General features: G+C 65.9%; 22 protein-coding genes. 17 read left to right on the plus strand and 5 right to left on the minus strand.

Annotation, left to right across the window (positions count from 1 at the left end):
• Positions 1-164: 164 nt before the first annotated feature.
• The gene (locus H8S47_RS07285; RefSeq protein ID WP_187503232.1) at positions 165-1,175 is read right to left on the minus strand and encodes a LacI family DNA-binding transcriptional regulator; all 1,011 of its coding nucleotides are present in this window, start codon (positions 1,173-1,175) and stop codon (positions 165-167) included.
• Between the two features lie 155 nt (positions 1,176-1,330).
• Between H8S47_RS07285 and H8S47_RS07290 the strand changes: the two genes are divergently transcribed.
• The 12 genes from H8S47_RS07290 (at position 1,331) to rsgA (ending at position 14,247) form a co-directional block, all read left to right on the plus strand.
• Positions 1,331-2,539, plus strand: coding sequence for an MFS transporter (locus tag H8S47_RS07290; RefSeq protein ID WP_235982673.1), 1,209 nt, complete (start codon positions 1,331-1,333; stop codon positions 2,537-2,539).
• Positions 2,536-3,600: a sugar phosphate isomerase/epimerase family protein gene (locus H8S47_RS07295; protein WP_187503234.1), complete on the plus strand. Its 1,065-nt coding sequence runs from the start codon at positions 2,536-2,538 to the stop codon at positions 3,598-3,600. The genes H8S47_RS07290 and H8S47_RS07295 overlap by 4 nt, the downstream gene beginning before the upstream one ends.
• Positions 3,597-4,742 carry a Gfo/Idh/MocA family protein gene (locus tag H8S47_RS07300; protein ID WP_214654992.1) on the plus strand — a complete coding sequence of 382 codons (1,146 nt, stop codon included), beginning with the start codon at positions 3,597-3,599 and terminating at the stop codon, positions 4,740-4,742. The genes H8S47_RS07295 and H8S47_RS07300 overlap by 4 nt, the downstream gene beginning before the upstream one ends.
• A complete protein-coding gene (locus H8S47_RS07305; RefSeq protein ID WP_187503235.1) occupies positions 4,739-5,125 on the plus strand; it encodes a c-type cytochrome in 387 nt (128 codons plus the stop codon). Before H8S47_RS07300 ends, H8S47_RS07305 begins: the two co-directional genes overlap by 4 nt.
• A 13-nt stretch (positions 5,126-5,138) precedes the next feature.
• Entirely contained in the window at positions 5,139-6,062 is a 924-nt protein-coding gene (locus H8S47_RS07310; protein ID WP_187503236.1) for a hydroxypyruvate isomerase family protein, read from the plus strand.
• A 71-nt stretch (positions 6,063-6,133) separates the two neighbouring features.
• Positions 6,134-6,949, plus strand: a complete 816-nt coding sequence (locus H8S47_RS07315) for a 3-keto-disaccharide hydrolase (RefSeq protein WP_328805456.1) — start codon at positions 6,134-6,136, stop codon at positions 6,947-6,949.
• Positions 6,946-7,527, plus strand: a complete 582-nt coding sequence (locus tag H8S47_RS07320; RefSeq protein WP_187503238.1) for a gluconate 2-dehydrogenase subunit 3 family protein — start codon at positions 6,946-6,948, stop codon at positions 7,525-7,527. The genes H8S47_RS07315 and H8S47_RS07320 overlap by 4 nt, the downstream gene beginning before the upstream one ends.
• Complete coding sequence (locus H8S47_RS07325; RefSeq protein WP_187503239.1) at positions 7,524-8,357, plus strand: sugar phosphate isomerase/epimerase family protein; 834 nt, start codon at positions 7,524-7,526, stop codon at positions 8,355-8,357. Before H8S47_RS07320 ends, H8S47_RS07325 begins: the two co-directional genes overlap by 4 nt.
• Positions 8,358-8,408: 51 nt before the next feature.
• The gene (locus H8S47_RS07330) at positions 8,409-10,085 is read left to right on the plus strand and encodes a GMC family oxidoreductase (protein ID WP_187503240.1); all 1,677 of its coding nucleotides are present in this window, start codon (positions 8,409-8,411) and stop codon (positions 10,083-10,085) included.
• A 315-nt stretch (positions 10,086-10,400) separates the two neighbouring features.
• On the plus strand, positions 10,401-12,566 hold the full coding sequence (locus tag H8S47_RS07335; RefSeq protein ID WP_187503241.1) for a histidine kinase dimerization/phosphoacceptor domain -containing protein: 2,166 nt from the start codon (positions 10,401-10,403) through the stop codon (positions 12,564-12,566).
• Between the two features lie 103 nt (positions 12,567-12,669).
• Positions 12,670-13,059 (plus strand): hypothetical protein, encoded by a 390-nt coding sequence (locus H8S47_RS07340; protein ID WP_187503242.1) that lies wholly within the window; start codon positions 12,670-12,672, stop codon positions 13,057-13,059.
• A gap of 189 nt (positions 13,060-13,248) precedes the next feature.
• Positions 13,249-14,247, plus strand: coding sequence for a ribosome small subunit-dependent GTPase A (gene rsgA, locus H8S47_RS07345; RefSeq protein ID WP_187503243.1), 999 nt, complete (start codon positions 13,249-13,251; stop codon positions 14,245-14,247).
• A 586-nt stretch (positions 14,248-14,833) separates the two neighbouring features.
• On the opposite strand, the gene H8S47_RS07350 is transcribed toward rsgA, so the two are convergent.
• Positions 14,834-16,813 (minus strand): beta-N-acetylhexosaminidase family protein, encoded by a 1,980-nt coding sequence (locus H8S47_RS07350; protein ID WP_235982674.1) that lies wholly within the window; start codon positions 16,811-16,813, stop codon positions 14,834-14,836.
• A 261-nt stretch (positions 16,814-17,074) separates the two neighbouring features.
• Between H8S47_RS07350 and H8S47_RS07355 the strand changes: the two genes are divergently transcribed.
• The 3 genes from H8S47_RS07355 (at position 17,075) to H8S47_RS07365 (ending at position 19,329) form a co-directional block, all read left to right on the plus strand.
• Complete coding sequence (locus H8S47_RS07355) at positions 17,075-18,556, plus strand: PAS domain S-box protein (RefSeq protein ID WP_235982675.1); 1,482 nt, start codon at positions 17,075-17,077, stop codon at positions 18,554-18,556.
• Entirely contained in the window at positions 18,557-18,901 is a 345-nt protein-coding gene (locus tag H8S47_RS07360; protein WP_187503244.1) for a hypothetical protein, read from the plus strand.
• Between the two features lie 92 nt (positions 18,902-18,993).
• Positions 18,994-19,329, plus strand: a complete 336-nt coding sequence (locus H8S47_RS07365; RefSeq protein WP_328805455.1) for a response regulator — start codon at positions 18,994-18,996, stop codon at positions 19,327-19,329.
• Positions 19,330-19,409: 80 nt separating this feature from the next.
• Here H8S47_RS07365 and H8S47_RS07370 read toward each other — a convergent pair whose 3' ends face one another.
• Both H8S47_RS07370 and H8S47_RS07375 read right to left on the minus strand, forming a co-directional pair.
• The gene (locus H8S47_RS07370) at positions 19,410-19,715 is read right to left on the minus strand and encodes a hypothetical protein (protein WP_187503246.1); all 306 of its coding nucleotides are present in this window, start codon (positions 19,713-19,715) and stop codon (positions 19,410-19,412) included.
• A gap of 31 nt (positions 19,716-19,746) precedes the next feature.
• Positions 19,747-20,637, minus strand: coding sequence for a type 1 glutamine amidotransferase (locus H8S47_RS07375; protein WP_187503247.1), 891 nt, complete (start codon positions 20,635-20,637; stop codon positions 19,747-19,749).
• A 268-nt stretch (positions 20,638-20,905) separates the two neighbouring features.
• On the opposite strand from H8S47_RS07375, the gene H8S47_RS07380 reads away from it, so the two are divergent.
• Together H8S47_RS07380 and H8S47_RS07385 are read left to right on the plus strand one after the other, a co-directional pair.
• Positions 20,906-21,421 carry a YciE/YciF ferroxidase family protein gene (locus H8S47_RS07380; protein ID WP_187503248.1) on the plus strand — a complete coding sequence of 172 codons (516 nt, stop codon included), beginning with the start codon at positions 20,906-20,908 and terminating at the stop codon, positions 21,419-21,421.
• 74 nt (positions 21,422-21,495) lie between these two features.
• Positions 21,496-21,762 (plus strand): hypothetical protein, encoded by a 267-nt coding sequence (locus H8S47_RS07385; protein WP_187503249.1) that lies wholly within the window; start codon positions 21,496-21,498, stop codon positions 21,760-21,762.
• A 39-nt stretch (positions 21,763-21,801) separates the two neighbouring features.
• Here the strand turns inward: H8S47_RS07385 and H8S47_RS07390 are convergent, their stop codons facing one another.
• Positions 21,802-22,182, minus strand: a complete 381-nt coding sequence (locus tag H8S47_RS07390) for a hypothetical protein (RefSeq protein ID WP_187503250.1) — start codon at positions 22,180-22,182, stop codon at positions 21,802-21,804.
• Between the last annotated feature and the right edge of the window lie 62 nt (positions 22,183-22,244).

Here is a 22,244-nt window from a genome sequence, read left to right on the forward strand (position 1 = left end):
GGTCACGGGGCAATCCTCCTCCGCCGCCGGGTTTCTATGCGAACCGCGTGCTGCACCCCGATACTTTATTAAACTAATTTGATTGTCAATAAGGACAGGAGTCCTGCTGCATGTCAGCGTTGGGCCGAGAAGGGGTGGCGACCGACTTTGCTCGCAAGGTCAGGTCAGCGGCGGCGCGTTCCGGGCGCGGCGGTGCTGCCACGGACGATCAGTTCGTGATCCAGCGTGACCTGTCGCGACGGGCTGTCGACGCCGCGGAGGATATCGACGAGCAACTCGACGGTGCGGCGGCCGATCATCGACTTAGGCTGGGCGATCGTCGTCAGCGGCGGCTGGAAATAGCGCGCGAGCGGAAGGTCGTCGAAGCCGATGACAGAGACGTCTTTCGGGCATGACAGCCCCGCGTCGCCGATCGCGCTGAGCGCGCCCATCGCCATTTCGTCGCTGAAGCAGAAGATCGCGGTCACGTCCTGTGCGATCAGGTCGCGGGTATGGTCGATGGCCGAGCCGGCGGAATAGTCGCCGATGCGGATGTGCAGGCTATCGCGCAGGCCGGCGCGGGTCGCGGCGTCGATCGCGCCGGCGAGGCGGTCGCGACTGATCGGGCTGATCTCGGGGCCGGTGACGACGCCGATCGCGCGGTGGCCGAGGCCGATCAGATGCTCGATCGCGTTGGCGCTGGCGGCGGCATTGTCGATATGGACGCTGGGGACGCCGAGGTCCGGACTGTATTCGCAGCCATTGACGATCGGCGCGGCGGCACCCTTCCGCGACAGCATCGGGGCGAGGCTGGCGGGCAGGCGGTGGCCGAGGAAGATCAGCCCATCGACTTCGCGGCGCGAGAGCATGTCGGCATATTGATCCTCGACGTCCGGGTCGTGGCGCGTGTCGCCGACCACGACCGAGTAACCGGCATCGCGCGCGGCTTCTTCGGCGCCGCGGATGACGCTGGCGAAGAACGCGTTGGAGATGTCGGGGACGGTCAGCAGGATCTTGGCGGCGCGCAACGTCCGCAGGCTTCGTGCGGCGACGTTGGGTACGTAGCCCGATTCGCGGACCACCGCGAGCACCCGCAGGCGCGTATCCTCGGACACCTGTTCGGGCCGGCTCAACACGCGCGACACGGTTGCGGTAGAGACGCCCGCGAGTGCGGCCACTTCGATGATCGTCGGCATAGGCTCGTCATGGATCCGGTCGTCGGCACTGTCGATATATATCCGATGTAATCCTTTACATTCGTATCGCGGCTCCGTAGCTTCATGTCCGACAAGCAGGCAAACTGCGAGCGGAGAGGTAACGAATGGCGAGTGCAGATACTGGGTCCCAGGCCATGCCAGCCGGCCTGCTGACCGGCCGCCTGAGCGCCATGATGTTCATGCAGTTCTTCGTATGGGGCGCCTGGACCGTAACCCTCGGCCTCGTGATGCAGACCGTCGGGATCGGCAACCTCATCGGCAACGCCTTTTCGGTCGGGCCGATCGCGTCGATCGTCGGCTCGTTCCTGCTCGGCATGGCCGCCGCGCGCTACGTCAGCCCGCGGATGCTGATGGTGATCCTGCACCTGGTCGGCGGCGTGCTGCTGTTCGTGCTGCCGTCGCTCGTGACGCCGGAGAATGGCCGGACCTTCGTCTGGCTGCTGCTCTGCTACATGATCCTCTACATGCCGACGGTCGGTCTCGCGAACACGATCGCGCTGAAGAGCTTTGGCGAGCGGACCGACAAATTCCCGTTCGTCCGCGCGTTCGGTACGCTCGGCTGGATCACCGCCGGCCTGATCATCGGCTGGGCGGGGCTTTCCGCCAGCCCGGAGATCTTCCGCGTTGCGGCGGTCGTGTCGATCGCGCTCGGCCTCTACAGCTTTACGCTGCCGAACGTCACGGCGGATGCGCCGCGCGACGAGAGCGTTCTCCGCCAGGTGTTCTGCGTCGAGGCGTTCGGGTTGCTCAAGCAGCGCTCGTTCCTGATCTTCATGACCTGCGCGACGCTGATCTCGATCCCGCTCGCGATGTATTACGCCTATGCCTCGCCCTATGTCGGCGCCACCGGCATCAGCAACGTCGGCGGCACGCTCGCGATCGGGCAGATGTCCGAACTCGTTTTCATGTTCTCGATGCCGTGGCTGTATCGCCGGTTCGGCGTGAAGCCGCTGCTGCTGGTCGGCATGGCCGCATGGGCGTTGCGCTACGCCTTGTTCGCGATCGGTGATGGCGGTTCGTCGATCTGGGCGGTGTATCTCGGCGTCGCGCTGCACGGCGTATGCTATGATTTCTTCTTCGTCGCCGGCGCGATCTACACCGGCACGATTGCCACGCCCAAGGGCGTCAACGCGCAGGCGCAGGGCATGTTGACGCTGTTCACCTACGGCGTCGGCATGCTGCTCGGCTCGCAGATCGGCGCGCTTCTGTATGCGCAGCTGCCCGCATCGCCGACCATCGCCGACTGGCAGCATATGTGGTGGTATCCCGCGATCGCCGCGGCCGTGATCGCGCTGCTGTTCCAGTTCACCTTCCGCGACGACACCAGAAAGAGTGCAGCATGACCGGTATGAAGGGCCCCGGGATATTCCTCGCCCAGTTCCTCGGCGACGAGGCTCCGTTCGATACGCTCGACACGCTTGCCGAATGGGCTGCTGGGCTCGGCTATGTCGGCGTCCAGATCCCCTGCAACGCGCAGTTGATCGACCTGAAGCTCGCCGCCGAGAGCAAGACCTATTGCGACGATCTGCGCGGCCGCCTCGCCAAACACGACATCGAAGTCACCGAGCTGTCGACGCATCTGCAAGGCCAGCTCGTCGCCGTCCACCCGGCGTACGACACGCTGTTCGACGGCTTCGCGCCCCCCGAACTCCACGGCAAGCCCGCCGAGCGCCAGCTATGGGCGGTCGAGCAGGTCAAGCTCGCCGCGCGCGCCAGCGCCAATCTCGGCCTGTCCGCGCACGCCACCTTCTCGGGCGCGCTGGCATGGCCGTACGTCTACCCCTGGCCGCAACGCCCCGCCGGGTTGATCGAGGAGGCCTTTGCCGAACTCGCCCGCCGCTGGACCCCGATCCTCGACGTGTTCGAGGAATCCGGCGTCGATTGCGCGTTCGAGGTCCATCCCGGCGAGGACGTCCATGACGGCGCGACCTGGGAACGCTTCCTCGCCGCGGTCGGCAACCATCCGCGCGCGCGCCTGTTGTTCGATCCGTCGCACTTCGTGTTGCAGCAGCTCGACTATCTCGACTTCATCGACCGCTATCACGACCGGATCTCGTGTTTTCACGTCAAGGATGCCGAGTTCAACCCGACCGGCCGAACCGGCGTGTACGGTGGCTACGAGAACTGGGTCGACCGCGCCGGCCGCTTCCGCTCGCTCGGCGACGGACAGGTCGATTTCTCCGCGATCTTTAGCAAGATGGCGCAATATGGCTATGACGGCTGGGCAGTGCTCGAATGGGAGTGCGCGCTGAAACGCTCCGATGATGGCGCGCGCGAAGGCGCACCGTTCATTCGCGACCACATGATCCGCCTGACCGAACGCCCGTTCGACGACTTCGCCGCCAGCGGCATCGACCGCACCGCGATCCGCAAGTTGCTCGGACTGTCGGAGGAGCAGGCATGAGCCGCCTCCGTCTCGGTATGGTCGGCGGCGGGGAAGGGGCCTTTATCGGCGCCGTCCACCGGATGGCAGCCGCGCTCGACGGCGATTGGGACCTCGTTGCAGGCGCGTTCAGCACCGACGCCGGACGCAACACGCGCACCGGCACGCTGCTCGGCCTCGATTCGAAGCGCGTCTATCCGTCGCTCGACGCGATGATCGCGCATGAACGCGCTTTGCCCGCGGACCAGCGCATCGACGCGCTCGCGGTCGTCACGCCGAACCATTTGCACGCCCCGATGGCGATCGCCGCGCTGAACGCCGGCTTCCACGTGTTCTGCGAAAAGCCGATGGCGATGAGCTTGGCCGAAGCCGAGGCGATCGCCGCCGCCGCCAAGGCCAGCGGCCGCCACTTCGCACTGGCCTTCACGTACAGCGGCTATCCGCTGATCGAAGAGGCGCGTGCGAGAGTCGAACGCGGCGATTTCGGCGCGATCCGCCTGGTCCAGGTCGAATATCTGCAAGGCTGGCTCAGCCAACCGATCGACACCGACGGCAATAAGCAGGCGGAGTGGCGCACCGATCCCGCCCGCGCCGGGCTCGGCGGCTGCCTCGGCGACATCGGCACGCACGCGTTCCAGCTCGCCGAGCATGTCTCCGGCCTGTCGGTACACTCGGTTTCCGCGGACCTGACGACGCATGTCGACGGTCGTCGGCTCGACGACGACGTCAGCGCGCTGCTCCGGTTCGAGGGCGGTGCACGCGGCGTGCTCAAGGCGACGCAGGTCGCGGCGGGCGAGGAGAACGGGCTTCGACTGCGCATCCACGGCGAACGCGGCGGCTTGGACTGGTCGCAGATGGAACCCAACACGCTGACGCTCCGCTGGCTCGACCGCCCCGCCGAGATCGTGCGGACCGGTGGCCCCGGCATGCTCGACGCGACCGCCTCGCTGGTGCGTACACCTGCCGGTCATCCCGAGGGCTATATCGAGGCTTTCGGCAATCTTTACCGCGCGTTCGCCTCGGCGATCCGCGGCGATCAAGACGGCCGCTGGTTTCCGGGCGTGACCGATGGCCTGCGCACGATGCGCTTTATCGAGGCGGTGATCGCCAACGCCGGCGCAGACCAGAAATGGACTTTAGTAAATCCGGGAGAGAATGAATGAAGCTGCTCATGGCTCTGGTCGCGGGAAGTATCGCGGCAGTTGCGGCAGTCACGGTCTCAGCACCGACCACCGCGCAATCCACCGCGGCTGCACCGCCGGCCTTCGCCGCATGCCGCGCGTGCCACACCGTCGTGAAGGGCGGCAAGAACGGCATCGGCCCGAACCTGTACGGCGTGGTCGGCCGTGCCGCCGCCGCGACGCCCGGCTTCAACTACTCGCCCGCGATGAAGGCATCGAAGCTGCGCTGGGACGAGAAGACGCTCAACGAGTATCTCGCCGCACCGCAGAAGAAGGTGCCGGGCACGCGCATGCCGATCGCGACGCCCGATGCCGCCAAGCGCGCGACGATCATCGCCTACCTCAAGGCCGAGGGCTCGAAATGATGGTAATGGTCGCATGACGCTCTCCCGCCGAAACCTGCTCGGGGCCGGGCTCGCGGCCGGTGCCGCCGCGTCGCTGGTGCCGGGCATGGCCGGGGGGCAACGCCGCAGCTCGAACGCCGCGCGCTTCTCGCTCGGCTACGCGCCGCACGAGGGCAGCTTCGCCAGCCGCGGCGGGCGAATCGAACAGATCGCCTTCGCCGCCGATCAGGGCTTCACCGCCTGGGAGGACAACGAGGCGGCGACGCGGTCGGTGGCCGAGCAGGAGCAGATGGCCAAGGCGCTCGCGCAGCGCGGCATGACGATGGGCGTGTTCGTCGCCAGCATGCCCAAATGGTCGAAGTCCAGGCCATTGCTCGGCGCGACCGACGGCGCCGAGCGCGAGGCGTTCCTCGCCGATATCCGCGCCTCGCTCGACGTCGCCAAGCGACTGAATGCGAAGCGGATGACCGTCGTCACCGGCTTCATGGACCCGAAGGTTCCGGTGGATATCCAGACCGCGCGCGTGATCGACGTGATGCGCCGCGCCGGCGATATCGTCGCGCCATCGGGGGCGGCGATGGTGATGGAGCCGCTCAACACGCGGACCAACCATCCCGGCGTTTACATGCAGACGATCTCGCAGGGCTATGCGGTGGCGCGCGGTGCCAACAGCCCGGCGGTCAAGGTACTCGCCGATCTGTATCACGAGCAGATCCAGTCGGGGAACCTGATCCCGACGCTCGACACGTGCTGGAACGAGATCGGCTATATCCAGTTCGGCGACAATCCGGGCCGCAACGAACCATCGACCGGCGAGATCAACTACGCCTCGATCGTGAAGTGGCTGCGAGCAAAGCATTATTCGGGCGTGATCGGCATGGAACATGGCAATTCGATCGCCGGGCGTGCGGGCGAGGATCGCCTGATCGCCGCCTATCGCGAAATCGACTCGGTATGACGGCGATGGGCATGAAGCCGATCGGCAGGAAGGGGATGGGGATGAGGGGAACAAGCATGAAAACCTGTTTGATGGCGAGCGTCGCCACGGCGATGACGCTTATGGCGACGGGGTCGGTCGCGGCTCAGGAGAAGCCCGGCTTCAAGGACACGCCGATGCTGCCCGGCGGCCAGTGGCGCGTTCATGACGCCGACCGCCCTGCGCCGGTCGTCGTCGCACCGGCCGCGACCCCCGGCGGTCCGCCCGCCGATGCGGTCGTGCTGTTCGACGGGCGTTCGCTCGATTCATGGAAGCCCGATCGGATCGCATGGCCGATCGCGGACGGTGCGGTGACGATCCCGTCGCGTGCGAAGAGCGGCGGCGAGAACAACCTCGTCTCGAAACAGAGCTTCGGCGACGTGCAGATGCATCTCGAATTCCGCTCGCCAAACCCGCCGACCAAGACCTCGCAGGATCGCGGCAACAGCGGCATCTGGTTCATGCAGCGCTACGAACTGCAGATCCTCGATGGCTCGCAGAACCCGACCTATGCCGATGGCACGGTCGGCGCGGTCTATGGCTGGAAGCCGCCACTGGTGAACGCCTCGCGTCGCCCCGGCGAATGGCAGACCTACGATATCGTGTTCGAGCGACCCCGCTTCGCCGCCGACGGCAGCCTGGTCCGCCCCGCTTATGTCACCGCGCTGCTGAACGGCGTGCTCGTCCAGAACCATCAGGCGATGCTCGGCACGACCATCTGGCGACAGGTCGCGAGTTACAAGGCGCATGCCGATGCCGCGCCGATCCAGCTTCAGGATCACGATTCGCCGGTGTCGTTCCGCAACATCTGGGTTCGTCCGTTGCCCGAGGCGGCGATCGCACAGGACCTGAAGAAGGACGGTAAATGATCGATCGTAGAACTGCACTCGCGGGCGTCGTCGCCATGTTCGGCACGGCCCTGTATGCGCCGATCGCGCGCGCGGCCGGTGTTGCGCAGGCGCCCGGCGCGGCCGCCGGCATCCCCGTCATCAGCGAGGGCCCGCCCAGCGTCGCGGTCTTCACGGCGCCCCAGCGCGCGCTGATGACCGCACTCAGCGAACGCGTGCTGCCGACCACCGATACGCCGGGCGCGATCGCCGCCGGCGTCCCGGCCTATATCGAGAAGCTGCTCGCCGATTGGGCCCTGCCGGCCGACCGCGTGCCGATCCTGGCCGGGCTCGACGCGATCGAAGCGCGCAGCCTGAAGGACTATAAGGTCGCCGGTGCGAAGGCCACGGCGGCGCAGCAGGATGCGCTGCTCACGCTCGCGATGAACGACAAGATCCCGTCCGGCGGCGTCTTTTTCGAGGCGTTCCGGCAGCTCGTCGTCACCGGCTATTACACCTCCGAAATCGGCATGACGCAGGAGCGCGAATATCTGCCGGTGCCGGGCGAGTATAACGGCCAGTTCCCCTATTCCCAGGTCAGCAAGGTGTATTCCGCATGATCCTCAACCGTAGAAACCTGCTCGCGGGCTCCGGTGCGGTCGCAGCCCTCGCGTTCGTGCCCACCGCGTCGGCCGCACAGTTGAAGGCGATCGGCCTGCAACTCTACACGATCCGCGAGATCTTCGCGAAGGACCCGGTCGGCACGCTCGGCAAGGTCGCGCAGATCGGCTACCGCGAAGTCGAGTTCGGCGGCGGCGGCTATGACGGCATGGACCATGCGATGCTGCGCCGGACGATGGACAAGCTCGGCCTGACCGCGCCTTCGGTACATATCGGCTACGACGCGCTGCTCAAGCAGTTCGACCAGTCGGTGACGATGGCCAAGACGCTCGGCGCGACCACGGTCGTGCTGCCGTACATGACCGCCGAGCATCGCAACGAGGCGGGCTGGAACGCAGCGCTGCCGAACTTCAACCGGTTCGCGACCGAACTGAAGAAGGCCGGGCTGGGCTTTGCCTATCACAACCACGATTTCGAGTTCACGACCAAGCCGGGCGGGGTCAGCCTCTACGACCGGTTGCTGAAGGAGACCGACCCCGCGCTCGTGAAGGTGGAACTCGATCTCTATTGGGCGCTGCATGCCGGCGAAAACCTGTCGACGCTGATCGAGCGCTTGGCGCCGCGCCTCTACGCCTATCACGTCAAGGACATGCGCCCCGACCGGAGCATGACCGCGGTCGGGCAGGGCACGATCGATTTCGGCGCGCTGTTCAAGCTGAAGGGCAGCGCCGGCGTGCGGCATTTCTATGTCGAGAACGACGAGGCTCCCGCGCCCTATCTGCCCGACATCACCACCAGCTTCCGGACACTGCGCGCGCTTCGTTTTTAATGGGGGCGCTTCTGACGGGGCGTGTTTTCCGAGTTTTAGGAGAGAGAGATCATGGCTGAGACCAACAGGTTCGACGCGATCGTTATTGGATCGGGCGTAAGCGGTGGCTTCGCTGCGAAGGAACTGACCGAAAAGGGCCTCCGCGTCCTGATGCTGGACCGCGGTAAGATGGTCGAGCACGGCGAAGGCTACACCTATGACGGCAAGCCCGCCTATGAGGTGCCGGCGCGCAACATCATGCCCAAGCCGCTGCTCGACAGCGATTATTTCATCGGCAAGCACGGCTATGTCCAGCCCAGCAACCGCGAGTTCCACAATGACGACCGGCTGAACCCGTACGCCTATGACGAGGGCAGCAAATTCTACTGGATCCGGCCCGGCGCGGTCGGTGGCAAGTCGCTGATCTGGGGCCGCTGGTGCTTCCGTTGGAGCCCCGCGGATTTCGAGGCGAACAAGCGCGACGGTATCGATGGCGACTGGCCGATCCGCTATGACGACGTCGCACCGTGGTACAGCTATGTCGAGAAATATATCGGCGTGTCGGGCTCGCGCGAGAATCTCGACTATCTGCCCGACAGCGAATTCCAGCCGCCGATGCCGATGAACGTCGCCGAGAAATGGCTGAAGCAGGGCCTCGAATCCAAGTTCCCCGGCCGCAAACTGATCAACACGCGACTGTCGAACATGACCGAGGACAAGCCCGATCAGAACCGCACGAAATGCCAGTTCCGCAATCAGTGCGGCAATGGTTGCTCGTTCGGCGCGTATTTCTCGACCCAGGCGGTGACGTTGCCGGCGGCGCGCGCGACCGGTCGCCTGACGCTCAGGTCGGACTCGGTCGTCACCAATCTCGTGTACGACGCGGCGCGGAAAAAGGTGACCGGCGTTCGCTATATCGACGCGAAGACCGGCCAGGCGGAAACGGTGCAGGCCGATCTCGTCTTCCTCTGCGCCTCGGCGATCGCCTCCACGCAGATCATGCTGAACTCGCGCGCGCCGGGCAGCGACCGCAGCTATTTCGATGAGAGCGGCACGCTCGGGCGCTATATCATGGACCACATCTTCCGCGTCGGCGTCGAGGGCGACATCCCCGGCATGGAGGAGTTCATCGAATATGGCCGTCGTCCGGGCGGCGTCTACGTGCCCCGCTTCCGCAATATCGGCAAAGACGACGGCGTCGGCTTCAAGCGCGGCTATGGCTATCAGGGCAGCGCCTATCGCAACCCCGCCGCGCCGGTCGGGTTCGGCGCGTCGATGAAGCAGGGCATGCGCAAATACGCCCCGTGGAAGTTCAGCATGGGCGCGTTCGGCGAATGCCTGCCCTATGCCGACAACAGGGTGTCGCTGCACCAGTCGAAGGTCGACCGGTTCGGGGTGCCGCTGGTGCGCTTCGACGTGACGTTCCGCGACAACGAACTGAAGATGATGGCCGACGCACGGACGCAGGGTGAGGCGATGCTCAAGGCCGCCGGCCTGACCAACGTCAAGAGCAGCGAGAAGGAGCACGTCCCCGGCGACGCGATCCACGAAATGGGCGGTGCCCGCATGGGCCGAGACCCGCGCACGTCGGTGCTTAACGAATGGAGCCAGGCACACGCCGCGTCCAACCTCTACGTCACCGACGGCGCGCAGATGGCGTCGATCTCGTGCGTGAACCCCTCGCTGACGTTCATGGCGCTCACCGCGCGCGCCGCCGATCACGCCGTCAAGCAGATGAAGAAGGCCTGACGACCAAGAGCTTGGGGGCGGGACGTCGTAAACCGCCCCCAAGACCTTGATAGCCAGCGCACGCGACTCCGTATCTGCAAGTATAAGCGTCGATCTCACGGTCATCCGCGTCGTGCGCAATGGCCAACCGAGGTTCGACCATTTTCTCGCACGCGGTCACAACCGGCCCAAACTATCCCCGATTTATGCTCCGGATTATGCCCGGATTATGCGAAGTCTTGATCGAGGTCGTTGACGGCGCGCTACAAACCCGTCTGTGTCGCTTCCGTAACGAACATCGACCGCATTTTCGCCTCCGGCTGGATTGGATCCGCGATGCCAGGCCTCGTGACCACAGGTTTGCCCCCGGAAACGGGGCCGCAACACGGGTCTGTCGACGCCTGCGACCGGGAGCCGATCCACGTCCCCGGCTCGATCCAGCCGCACGGCATGATCCTCGTCGCCGACCCGGTCACGTTTCGGATCGTCGCCGGCGCCGGAGAGATCGAAACGCTGCTCGCACCGCACTGGCTCGGCGTGCATCTCGACGACATCCTCCGCCATCCGGTCTCCGCGCGCCTCGCCGATCCCTCCGGCGGCGTCCCCGGCCCAAGCGTCACGTTGCTCCAGATCGACGGGATCGACGTGATGTTCGATGCCACCATCCACCGCTCACCCACTGCGATCATCGTCGAACTGGAACCTGCACCCCCGACGATGCCGTCGCCGATCGAGATGCTGGCGGCGATGGAAAACGCCGCCGCAACCTTCGAGCAAGCCTTCGGACTGCGGGAATTGTGCGAGCGCGCAGCGCGAATCTTCCGCCAGGTCACCGGGTTCGACCGGGTGATGGTGTACCGCTTTCACGAGGACGGCACCGGCGTCGTCGTCGCGGAGGATCGCGATCCGGCATTGCGATCGTTCCTCAACCAGCATTTCCCCGCCTCCGACATCCCGCGCCAGGCCCGCGCGCTCTATGTCCGCAACCGCGTCCGCGTCATTCCCGACATCGCCTATGAACCGGCGCCGCTGCGGCCGTTCGGCAACGATGCGCTCGACATGAGCGACGTCGCGTTGCGCAGCGTTTCGCCCACCCATCTGCGCTACCTCGCCAACATGGGCGTCGCCGCGTCGGCCTCGGTCTCGATCGTCCGCGATGGCGCGCTCTGGGGTCTGATCGCCTGCCATCACCCGACGCCCAAGCTGCTCCCCCTGCATGCCCGCATGGCTTGTCGCGCGCTGGCGGGAAGCCTTTCGCGCCAGATCCGCGCGAAGGAGGATGCCGAACTCTTCCGCGAACGCATCCGCCTGCGCACCGCCGAGGACGCGGTCATGCTGCGGCTCGGCAGCGACATCTCGCTGGCGGGCCTGTTCGCGATCGCCGGCGACGATCTGGCCCGGATGCTGGGCGCGGACAGCTTTGCGGCGGTGCGCGGCACGGAATTGTTCGTCGCCGGCCGATCGCCCCGGCACCACGACATCCGCAAAATTGCCGCGCACGTCGTCGACCTCGCGCGGACGGTGCCGTTCGCAACCGATCGCATGGCCGAATACCTGCCCGACGCCGTCGCGTGCCAGGACCTCGCGAGCGGCGTCCTCGCGGTGACGATGGCGACCGAAGAGCCGACCATCCTGCTCTGGTTTCGGGCCGAACAGATCGCCGTCGTGAACTGGGCGGGCAATCCGCAAAAGGACGTGCCCGTCGATCTGCACACGCCGCTGACGCCGCGCGCCTCGTTCGAGATCTGGAGCGAGGCGGTCCGCGGACGCTCGGCGCCCTGGACGCTGTTCGAGATCGAGGCGGCGGGGCGGCTGAAACGGACGATGTACGATGCGCGCCAGCACCGCCGGCTGTTCGAGATCAATCGCGAGCTCATGGCGACGATCGCCGACAACGAGAGCCTGTTGTTGCAGAAGGATTATCTGATCAAGGAGGTGCACCACCGAGTGCAGAACAGCCTGCAACTCGTGTCGGCGTTCCTCGGGTTGCAGGGCCGAGCCGTCGGCGACTCGGTCCTGACCTCGCATCTGATCGAGGCGCAGCGCCGGCTTTCCGCGGTGGCGATGGTCCACCGCCGGCTGCATTCCGACGAGCATCTCCAGGCGATCGACCTCGCGCGCTATATCGGCGATCTGTGTACCGAGATCCGGTCGACGATGGACGGATCGTGGGGCGCGCAGATCCAGCTCGATCTGGTGCCGATCCTGATGTCGACCGACCGCGCGGTGCATGTCGGGTTGATCCTCACCGAACTGGTCATCAACGCCAATAAATACGCCTATGCCGGCGGCTCGGGACCGATCACGATCGCGCTGGAGCAGCAACAGGCGCGGTTCCTGTTGATCGTCGCCGACCGTGGCAGCGGCAAATCGGGGCAGGGCATGGGGTTCGGATCGCGGATGCTCGCGTCGATGGTCGCGCGGCTCGCGGGAACGATGGCCGAGACCGACAATTGCCCCGGCCTGCGCGTCACGATCGCAGCGCCGATCGGCGAGCCGTAGAAGCATCTTCGCGGCGCGTGCGTGGCGGTGTACGGGGGCTGCCCGCTCGCCGGTCCGATCTCGTCCGCGCCGCTGGTCGCGCGCGATCGGTGATGGCGATAATATGGCGTCGATTGAACCGGAGTTGCGTGTGGTGGATGGTGCGGGAAAGACCTGGGACGGCGCGATCGTCCGCAAATGGCTGGAAAGCCGCGTCGCCGCCGCGCGGTCCGATCAGGTGGTCGCGGAGCGCGCGGGGCGGGATCGCCAGGACGATTGCGACAAGGCTACGGCGGAGGAAATGGTCTGCACGCTGATGAAGGCCAAGCCTGCGACGAATGCGCAGGCTGGTTTCATGGACGAACTACGGACCTTGCTCGATCGTGACGACTATGTCTGGCGCGGTGTGTATAACGACACGCGCTTCGACCGGCATGTCCGCACCTTCATCAAGAAGCTGATCAAGATGGCCAAGGCGAACGACGGGTTCGAGAACACTACCCATTATCAGTGACGTGATGCCGTTTGCGTCCCGCGGGACAGGGTGGGGCGATCGCGGGGCGTCGTGCTTCGTCCGACCTACTCCGATCGACGGGGAGTTCGTGCTTTCGGCCGCGAAAGCGCCCATATCGACATGCCGGTATCGCTGCCGGCACGGGACGATCGCCGACCGGATCGCAAAGAAAGCCGCTGCTGCAACCCTATGAAATCGACCGAAGAGACCTTGGAAGAGCTTGGCTGGAATGCGTTTTTCAGCGAGCAGGTTTCGCCCGACGAGGCGCTGCTGTGTCATCCCGTCCGGGTGATGGCGGTCCATCGCGGCAAGATCGCGGTCGCCGGGCTGGGCCCACAGCGTTTCATCACCCCGTATATTCCCGGCGCGCTGCCGACCGACGATCATCCGACCGTCGGCGACTGGGTGCTCGTCGATGGCGCGACGGTGCAGCCCGTGCGCGTCCTCCAGCGGATGAACCTGTTCAAGCGGCGCTCGCCGGCCGATCCGCGCAGGGACCAGATGATCGCGGCAAACGTCGACACGGTGTTCATCGTCGCCTCGTGCAACCAGGATTTCAGCGTCGCGCGGCTCGAGCGCTATCTGGTGCTGACGCGCGAGGTCGGGGTAGATCCGGTCGTGGTCCTCACCAAATCCGACCTGACCGACACGCCCGAGACGTTCGCGGCCGCGGCGCGCGCGATCGAGCCGGGCCTGCTCGTCCAGACCGTCAACGGCCGCGATCCGGCCGACGTCGCCGGGCTCGCGGCGTGGTGCGGCCCCGGCAAGACCGTCGCCTTTCTGGGCTCCTCGGGCGTCGGCAAGTCGACGCTGGTAAACTCGTTGCGCGGGTCCGACAGCATCGCGACGCAGGCGGTTCGCGCGCACGATTCCACCGGCCGCCACACCACCACGGTCCGCGAGATGCACCGCCTCGATCATGGCGGCTGGCTGCTCGACCTGCCGGGGATGCGCGAGCTGCAACTGTCCGATGCGGCAACCGGCATCGCCGAGGTCTTCGACGATTTCGCGCTGGCGGCACAGGACTGCAAATTTTCGGACTGTTCGCACGGCGTCGAGCCCGGATGCGCCGTTCGCGCCGCGATCGAGGCGGGGACGCTGACGTCAGAGCGGTTCGCTCGCTGGCGCAGACTGGAAGCCGAGGAAACCGCAAACTCGGCCAAGCTCACCAAGCGTCGCTCACGCTAGCGGGCTTGGATAGGCCGGATCGACGCTTAGTTCACACCGGCAGGTGAACGCCGCTCTCCGTCCTACCGTGCTCGTGCCGGTCTCCCGTATCGCCGGCGGACGCAGGTTCAATCCTCCCCCGCCAGGGGGAGGTGGCGCCGAAGGCGACGGAGGGGGAGGACACGGAACAGCGGTTATCCCTTACCTCCCCCTCCGTCTGGCAAGAGCCAGCCACCTCCCGCTGGCGGGGGAGGATTGACGGGTGCGTCGTATCGCCATTGTCGCGGCGTGCGTCCGGTTGCGGATTTTGAGCTGGCGCATCAGGCCGGTCATTAAGACCTTACGGGAGCCACAACATCGAAACTTGGTTGGCGGGACGACAGACTTCGGAACAAGGCGGCGGTCCTCCGATCCGATATGTACGCGCGGTCGAACATGGTTACGACCGCCGCTCTGTTCTCCCGCGAAGGCGGGAGCCCAGTCTGGGTCCCCGCCTTCGCGGGGAAACAAGGTTTCTACACCGCATGAGATAGCTGCGACCAAGACCGGGTCGACGATTGAATTTCGGGACCGGCGCGGATGATCCGCGGTCGGCGCATGGTCCCCGTTACCGCCCCGTAGTGGCCCCGCCACGATCGCTCGAACCGACCGCGATCAGCGTCGGCGCATCGGCCACGAACCGGTCCAGCACGCCGTCGGCGATCTTGATCGGACCATCGAACCGGGTCGCACCCGGGATCGTCTTGATCGCCGCCGCCTCGCCGGCGAGGCGCTTGGCGTCGGCGAAATAGCGATCCGCAGCGCCGCTACCCCGGTTCGCCGCGTCGAGTCCCGCAGCGGTCAGCTGAAGCGCGCGGCCCCAGCGCTGCATCGCGTCGAGCCACGGTCGCGACTGCGCCGCGAAGCCGGGGTCGATCGTCCCGGCGCGGATGATGTCGGGTGCGTTGGCGAACGCGTCGGCGCGCGCGGTCAGGTCCGCGATCGCGCGCTGCCGTGCCGCCGCATCGCCGTCCGCCAGCGCTTCGCGGACCGCGTCGAGCGCCGCCTTCAGTCGCGGTGCCTGCTCCTGCCACGGCTGGCTGCCGAAGGTCGGTGCCATGTGCTGCGTATCGAAGAAGGTCAGCAGCGCCGCGGTCGCGCGTTCGTCGCCGCCCGCCAGTTCACGCGCGGAGAAATGCCAGGTCCGCTCGGCGTCGTACGCCGTGTCGTTCCAGCCGAACGCCGCGACACCGGTCACCGCCGGGCGGCTCGGTGCCTCCTGGTTCATCGGGTTCGACAGGATGCCGGTCAGCTCGCCCGACAATCCGGCCTCGCGCCGTGCATAGGGCGCCATCAGCAGCCGACCGGTGGTCTGTGCGTAATCGTTGACCGGATAATTGTCCCATAACAGCGTCTTGCGGCCGAACGCCTTGGTCGCTGCCTTGGCGTCGGGGATCGAGATGGCGGGGGGGACGACGTCGGTGCCGGTCCACTGGACGACGATCCGCGGGTCGAGATGCTTGCGCAACGCCGCCTTGTACGGGGTTTCCTTCGCATCGTAATATTCGGTCGGCACCATGATCAGCGGGCGCGCGCCCGGATCCTTGGCGCTCAGGCTGGCCTGCACCGCGTTGAGCAATTGCGCCTGCGCGACGCCGGCCGCTTCCGCGCCCGAGGGGCCGAACGCGGTCTTGTCGCGCTCGCAATTCCACTTGGTGTATTCGATGTCGTCGAGCGCGACGTAGAAGCTGCCGACGCCGATCGCCCGCAATGCGTCGAACTTGCGTTCCAGCGCCTGCACGTCGGCGGGGTCGGAGAAGCAGACCGACGGCCCGGGCGAGACCGCGTAGACGAAGTCGACATGGTTGCGCCGCGCGGTCTGGGCCAGCGTGCCCAGCGACGACAACGTCGCGGCGGGATAGGCCTCGCGCCACCGATCGCGCGCGTAGGGATCGTCCTTGGGGCTGTAGACATAGGTGTTCGCCTTCACCGTGGCGAGGAAGTCGAGATGCTTGGTGCGATCCGCCATCGACCAGGGCGCGCCGTAAAAGCCCTCGATCGTGCCGCGGATCGGCATCGCAGGGTGATCCTGGATCACCAGCGCGGGCAGGCTGGCGCGCCGGGCGAGCTGGCGGAAGGTCTGGACCGCGTGGAACAGGCCGTCGGCGTCGTTCCCGGCCAGCGTGACGATGCCCGCGCCGGCAGCGACGGTGGCGATCGTATAGCCCTCGGCCTGCGTGTCGAGCGTAGCCTTGCTGCGGCCAAGCGCGTCGCGAACGAGGGCGGTGTCGCCGGTGCCGAGCACGATGTGCGGGCGGTCTGGCGTGGCGGGGAGGCGCTTGGCGGTGGCGATCGTCTCGACGCCCGCGGTGGCGAGGATCTGGCGGACCAGCGCGACGGTCTCTGGATCGGTGCCGGGGGCGGCGACCAGGACGACCGCGCTGCCGAGCGTGATACTGCCGGTGCCGAGGTCGATCGATGTGGGGGTCGGGAACAGCGCCGGCAGCGTCACGGGTTGCGCCGATACGGGAGTCGCGCTGGTGCCTGCCGTCAGGCTTGCCATCGCCATCATCAGCGCAGAGGCGCCGATCTTGCTGTTGCCGTGCATCGCTCAGCTCTCCGGTATCAGATTGGTATTGTGTTGGATGTGTAGGGGGATGTTGGGGGGACGGCAAGAGTGCCGAAGGGAGAAGGGTGGCTCATTACGCCGAGGTCGAGAATCGTATTGATCGAAATCAGTGCGCTTGGTCCCGCGACGTAGGATCGATAATTCCGCGGCGGTTTTCCGCGGGCGACCGAGCGCGTCCGTGTGACCACGCATCGTGCTCCTATTGTCGACGCGCGGAAAGCAGGATAGCTAAACGCCTGTTTGGAACAGAGTAGGAACCAGCAGCCCTCGAGCGACGAGGATGCCGATCGCGTCGCGGCGATCGCTGCGTTCGTGCGCTCGCTCGATGCCGCCGATCCGTTCGTGGCGATCTTCAACGACGCCAATCTGCCGATGGCGATCAGCGATCCGACGCTCGTCGACAACCCGATAATTTATGTGAATTTCGCCTTCGAACGCCTAACCGGCTACGCCCAACCCGAAGTCGTCGGTCGGAACTGCCGTTTTCTCCAAGGTCCCGAAACGAAAGCGGAGGATGTCGCACGCATCCGCGAGGCGGTGGCCAGGTCCGAGCGGATCGAGGTCGACCTTCTCAATTACCGCAAGGACGGAACGCCGTTCTGGAACCGTCTCCTGGTGGCGCCGGTGTTGGATCAGAACAGGCAGCTTCGCTATTGCATCGCGTCGCAGCACGACGTGACGCTCGAGCGCGAGACGTTCGTCAAGCTGGCGGCCGAGCAACGCGAACTCGAGGCGTCCGCGGCCGATACGAAGGCACAGCTCGCGGACAGTACCGCGCGTCTCGACTTTGCGCTCAAGGCGGGGCGGTTGGGCTCGTGGACGTTTGATCCGGGTAGTCGGCACCTTGATGCATCAAACGGTTGTAAGATCGTGTTCGGCTATGCGCCCGATTCCGAGTTCGGATATGCGGAATTCGTCGGCGCGATCCATCCCGAGGACCGTGCGCAGGTGCTGGCGGCGATCCAGGCGACCGCCGACACCGGGTGCGACTATGATATCGAGTACCGCGTGGTGACGGGCGAAGGCGAACTCCGCTGGGTCGCGGTCCGCGGCGAATTGCTGACCCGCGCGGACGGCACGGCGCTGACCATGACCGGGTTCTCGACCGACATAACCGAGCGCAAGCGGGTCGAGGAACACCGCGCCTTGCTGGCCGGCGAACTCACGCACCGGGTCAAGAACACGCTCGCGACGGTCAGCGCGATCGTCAACCAGACGCTGCGCGACGCCGTCTCGATGTCGGATGCGCGCGACACGATCGGCGCGCGGATCGGCTCGCTCGCGATCGCCCACGACCTGTTGCTGCGCGATGAAGTGGACGGCGCGACGATCGCCGATATCGTCTCCGGCGTCATGGCGCCGTTCGACGACGGTCGCGGACGTCTGTTCTCGGTCGACGGTCCCAATATCCGCCTCGAGCCGCGGGTCACGCTCGCGCTGTCGATGGCCCTCCACGAACTGGCGACCAACGCCAGCAAATACGGCGCACTGAGCACCGCCGGCGGTCACGTCTCGATCACATGGAGCGTGGGGATAGGCGACGGCGGCCGGCGCCTCGCATTCGCCTGGGAAGAATCGGGCGGACCGACGGTGACCGCGCCGACCCGTACGGGCTTCGGCTCGCGGATGATCGAGCGCGTCCTGGCGCAGCACATGCGCGGCACGGCGAAGATCGAGTATCGCAGCACCGGCGTCGTCTTCGTCATCGACGCACCGCTGTAAATGGCGAAACCGGCTGCGCTGACGACGCCGGACGGACGGTATATCGTCGTCCGCGGGCGGTTATGGCGTGCGACCAACCCCGGTCTGTCGGAGGCCGATCGGACCCGACACGTCGCGGCACTGATGGACGGCCGCCGCAATGTCGCGAGCGCACGGCGGGCGGGGGATTCCGTGGCGGAAAAGGCGGCGCATGATGCCGTCGATGCGGCCAAGCATGCCCTGGGCGAGCGCGGACCGGTATGGTGGACCGACGGCGCGCCCGATCTCAACCGGCACATGGCGCGGACGACGCCCTACGCCGCCTGGTTCGCAACGGCAGCGGCGAATTCGGACGATGCGGAATGACGCGTACCGCGTGAAACATCGGGCCCGATCTGCTGCCGAGCGCGTTGCGACAGCCTGACGAGAATTGGGAACCGCCGATGTGCCATGTGCTTGTGATCGAGGATGACTGGTTGATCGCCGATCATATCATGAGCATTATCGAGCGTGCAGGTGCGACCTCGATCGCCCAGGCGGATAGCGAAACCGCCGCGGTGGATGCAGCAGGCACGCACTGTCCGCAGATGATCGTGTCGGATGTGAGGCTGCATGAAGGGACCGGGCCCTTGGCCGTGCAGCGCATCATCGCCGCCCATGGCAATATTCCCGTGATGTTCATCACCGGAACACCCGAAGCCTGCATCCCCTGCGATCCGCCGGCCGTGATCCTGACCAAGCCGATAGATGAGACCGCCGTTATGGCGACGTTCCGGAGCCTCGCGCCGCTCTAGATTTCAAACGGTTACAGAATTGCGCGTCCGGAAACGGATTGTCCGGCGCGAGGCATTGCCCCGCGCCAGATTCGTAGGCGTCAGCCCTGGACGTCGCTGGCATCGAACTCGTTGAATGCTGCCTTGACCTCGGCGGCGCGGGCATCGTCTGCGATATCGACCGAGACGACGATCTTGCCGGCCAACGCGGCGTCGTCCCGCGATTGCGGGGTAGGATCTTCGCCGGCGGTGTCCGCGCCGGCCTGCTCGCTGCCGACGCTGTTGTCGTCGCCATCGGTAGCGATGAGAATGTTCTTGCGGTCGATTCCCTGCTCCTGAACGAGGCGCTCGACGGTCATTTCGGCTTCGCGACGCGTGTCGAACTTGGCTTTAAGGGTGGTTGGCATTGTCAGGCTCCTGGTTGAGGTGAGGGTGTCGTCAGGCCGGGCATAGATCGGCGGGTGCCGGGTCCTGGTCGGACCGCGGTCCGGCGTTCGGCTCGACAAGATGATTCAGGAAATTGGACAGCTCGATGCGGCGGTTCGATTCCTGCGCGAATTGCGCGTCGATGCCGAGCGACCAGTGGATCGAGCGACGGTCTGGATCGTCGTGCAGCGCGTCGAGCTGTGCCGCGCGCATCTCGACATCTTCCGTCGTGTCGGCGAGCCCCGCTTCGATAAGGTCGCTGGCCTGCCGACGCAGCGCGACCGCGATCTCGCCCGGGGCAAGCTCGGGATGATATTGCACGCCCCAGAACACGCCGCCGTCGTGACGGATTTCGGCGGCCTGGATCGTCGTGACGGCATTGCTTGCCAGCAGCGTCGCATTTTCCGGAAGGCTTTCGACCTCGTCGCCGTGAATGGCAGGCGCGTCCCAGCTATCGGGTCGTCCGGCCAGTAGCGGGTGGTTTCGTCCGGCCTCGGTCGGGGTGATCCGCCGCGCAACCCCGGCTTCGATGCGCTCGGGCATCTTGCGGACGATGCCCCCGGCGGCGGCAACGGCAAGTTGCAGACCGGCGCAGGATCCGAACGATGGCGTTCCCGACGCAAAGACCGAGCGCATGAACCGCAACTGGCGGCGAACCTCCGGTGTATCGTCGTAGACGTGCAGCGGAGATCCGGTCACGAAGACGGCATCGAATGCGCGCAGGTCATCGGCACCGAACTGGTCCGCGTCGTCGTCCGCGGGGGCGACGATCGTGATCTCGGCATCGGGACGTAGCTGCGCGAGCGTCGCGGCATATGTCTCGCCGGAGCTTTTGCCGGCATGGCGGCGCCGTGCCTCGCGCTCGTCCGCGGTCTCGCTCTCGGCAACCAGAAAATGCGGCAAATTCCGTCCTCTACCGTGTCGGTTCGTATCGGCTCAACGCGCGAGCGATGCTTTCGACCGATCGGCCGGGACAAAATCGAAGAACGGCTCCCCGTCATATTTGCGGCAAGGTACGCGGTAATGCGCGCTGCAACGGGTAGCGGAGACGGGAGCCCGTCCCGCCTCACGGGTAGGTCGACGCATTCGGCGAAACTTCCTCGGTAAGCGGGACGTTGCGGCATGACCGGAGCGGATCGCTTCGCGACACGCAGCTACGCGAGGAAGTATCATGGGCCTGTTTTCTAAAGACATCGCGACGTTCGACGACCTGTTCCTGCACCAGTTGCAGGACGTTTATTATGCCGAGAACCAGATTGCCAAGGCGCTGCCGAAGATGGCCGCCAAGGCGACCGCACCTGCGCTGAAGCAGGGTTTCGACACGCATCTCGCCGAAACCGAGCGCCAGATTACGCGCCTCGAGCAAATCTTCGACCTGCTCGGCGAGAAGGCGAAGGCCGTGACCTGCCCGGCGATCGACGGCATCATCAAGGAAGCCAACGAAGTCGCTGGTGAGATCGAGGACAAGGCGGTTCTCGACGCCGCGTTGATCGCGTCCGCACAGGCGGTCGAGCATTACGAGATCGCGCGTTACGGCACGATGATCGCCTGGGCCAACCAGCTCGGCCGTTCCGAGATCGCAGCGATCCTCAAGGAAACGCTCGACGAGGAATATGCGACCGACGACAAGCTGACTGCGATGGCGACGTCCGCCATCAACGCCAAGGCCGAGGCGGTTACCGCCTGATCTCGTGATCGATGGGGGCTGCGGCTGGAGGCAATCGTCTCCGGTCGCAGCCTTTCTACTTTGGGAGATTGGCAATGGCAGACGATATCGCGTTCACGCTTCCCGAGGCGCTCGGTGCGCAGAAGCATTTGCGGGACGCACTCGGGCTCGGCGAGGAACGCTTTCCAGTGCCGGCCTTCGTCAACATGATCAGCGATGAGATCGAGCAGTTGCGAGCCGCCGGCAAGAGCGACGACGACATCGCGGCGCTGGTCGAGGAGTCCAGCGGGCATGCGCTGACCGGGCGGGATATCGAGCGATATTATACGCCGGTCGAGGACCGCCATTCCAACGAACGATGATGATGGGAACGGGCCGGCATCGACCGGCCCGTCCTTCGTTCAGGCCCTCTTGCGCGCGCGCTTCGGGCTTGCCGCGGCGGCGACGTCCTCTTCCTCGTCCGGCGCATCTTCGCCAGCCTCGGTCAACGCTTCGCCCAGCGCCTTCAGCTTGTCCTGCGACTTGTCCGCCTTATCGGCGATCTTCGTCGTCGCGGTACCGAGCCGGTGCAGCAGGGCATGGACCCGGTCCGCGTCGGGCTCGCCCTTTTCGAGCTGCTTGCGTAGCGACGCGAGGTCCCGCAAAATGCCCTTGGCACCCGGCGTGTCGATGTCGGCCAGTGCGGCCTCCCAATCTTCCACCATGTCCGCGCCCTTTTCAGGCTTCGTCGCGTCCAGTCCGCGATTGATCGCGTTCATCGTTCCTGCAAATTTCACGGCCATGTTCATTCTCTCCGAAAGCCATTCGCTGGCGCAGGTCAACGAAACGTCGCGCCGATAATGTC

The sequence above is a fragment of the Sphingomonas albertensis genome (genome assembly GCF_014358075.1).
Lineage (GTDB): Bacteria > Pseudomonadota > Alphaproteobacteria > Sphingomonadales > Sphingomonadaceae > Sphingomonas > Sphingomonas albertensis.

Coding starts and splice junctions, on each gene's coding strand:
- H8S47_RS07335 (WP_187503241.1), top strand. CDS start 10,401: ATGCCAGGCCTCGTGACCACAGGTTTGCCCCCGGAAACGGGGCCGCAA.
- H8S47_RS07315 (WP_328805456.1), top strand. CDS start 6,134: ATGGCGAGCGTCGCCACGGCGATGACGCTTATGGCGACGGGGTCGGTC.
- H8S47_RS07325 (WP_187503239.1), top strand. CDS start 7,524: ATGATCCTCAACCGTAGAAACCTGCTCGCGGGCTCCGGTGCGGTCGCA.
- H8S47_RS07320 (WP_187503238.1), top strand. CDS start 6,946: ATGATCGATCGTAGAACTGCACTCGCGGGCGTCGTCGCCATGTTCGGC.
- H8S47_RS07295 (WP_187503234.1), top strand. CDS start 2,536: ATGACCGGTATGAAGGGCCCCGGGATATTCCTCGCCCAGTTCCTCGGC.
- H8S47_RS07390 (WP_187503250.1), bottom strand. CDS start 22,182: ATGGCCGTGAAATTTGCAGGAACGATGAACGCGATCAATCGCGGACTG.
- H8S47_RS07305 (WP_187503235.1), top strand. CDS start 4,739: ATGAAGCTGCTCATGGCTCTGGTCGCGGGAAGTATCGCGGCAGTTGCG.
- H8S47_RS07360 (WP_187503244.1), top strand. CDS start 18,557: ATGGCGAAACCGGCTGCGCTGACGACGCCGGACGGACGGTATATCGTC.
- H8S47_RS07330 (WP_187503240.1), top strand. CDS start 8,409: ATGGCTGAGACCAACAGGTTCGACGCGATCGTTATTGGATCGGGCGTA.
- H8S47_RS07370 (WP_187503246.1), bottom strand. CDS start 19,715: ATGCCAACCACCCTTAAAGCCAAGTTCGACACGCGTCGCGAAGCCGAA.
- H8S47_RS07340 (WP_187503242.1), top strand. CDS start 12,670: ATGGCGTCGATTGAACCGGAGTTGCGTGTGGTGGATGGTGCGGGAAAG.
- H8S47_RS07300 (WP_214654992.1), top strand. CDS start 3,597: ATGAGCCGCCTCCGTCTCGGTATGGTCGGCGGCGGGGAAGGGGCCTTT.
- H8S47_RS07290 (WP_235982673.1), top strand. CDS start 1,331: ATGCCAGCCGGCCTGCTGACCGGCCGCCTGAGCGCCATGATGTTCATG.
- rsgA (WP_187503243.1), top strand. CDS start 13,249: ATGAAATCGACCGAAGAGACCTTGGAAGAGCTTGGCTGGAATGCGTTT.
- H8S47_RS07285 (WP_187503232.1), bottom strand. CDS start 1,175: ATGCCGACGATCATCGAAGTGGCCGCACTCGCGGGCGTCTCTACCGCA.
- H8S47_RS07310 (WP_187503236.1), top strand. CDS start 5,139: ATGACGCTCTCCCGCCGAAACCTGCTCGGGGCCGGGCTCGCGGCCGGT.
- H8S47_RS07350 (WP_235982674.1), bottom strand. CDS start 16,813: ATGCACGGCAACAGCAAGATCGGCGCCTCTGCGCTGATGATGGCGATG.
- H8S47_RS07385 (WP_187503249.1), top strand. CDS start 21,496: ATGGCAGACGATATCGCGTTCACGCTTCCCGAGGCGCTCGGTGCGCAG.
- H8S47_RS07380 (WP_187503248.1), top strand. CDS start 20,906: ATGGGCCTGTTTTCTAAAGACATCGCGACGTTCGACGACCTGTTCCTG.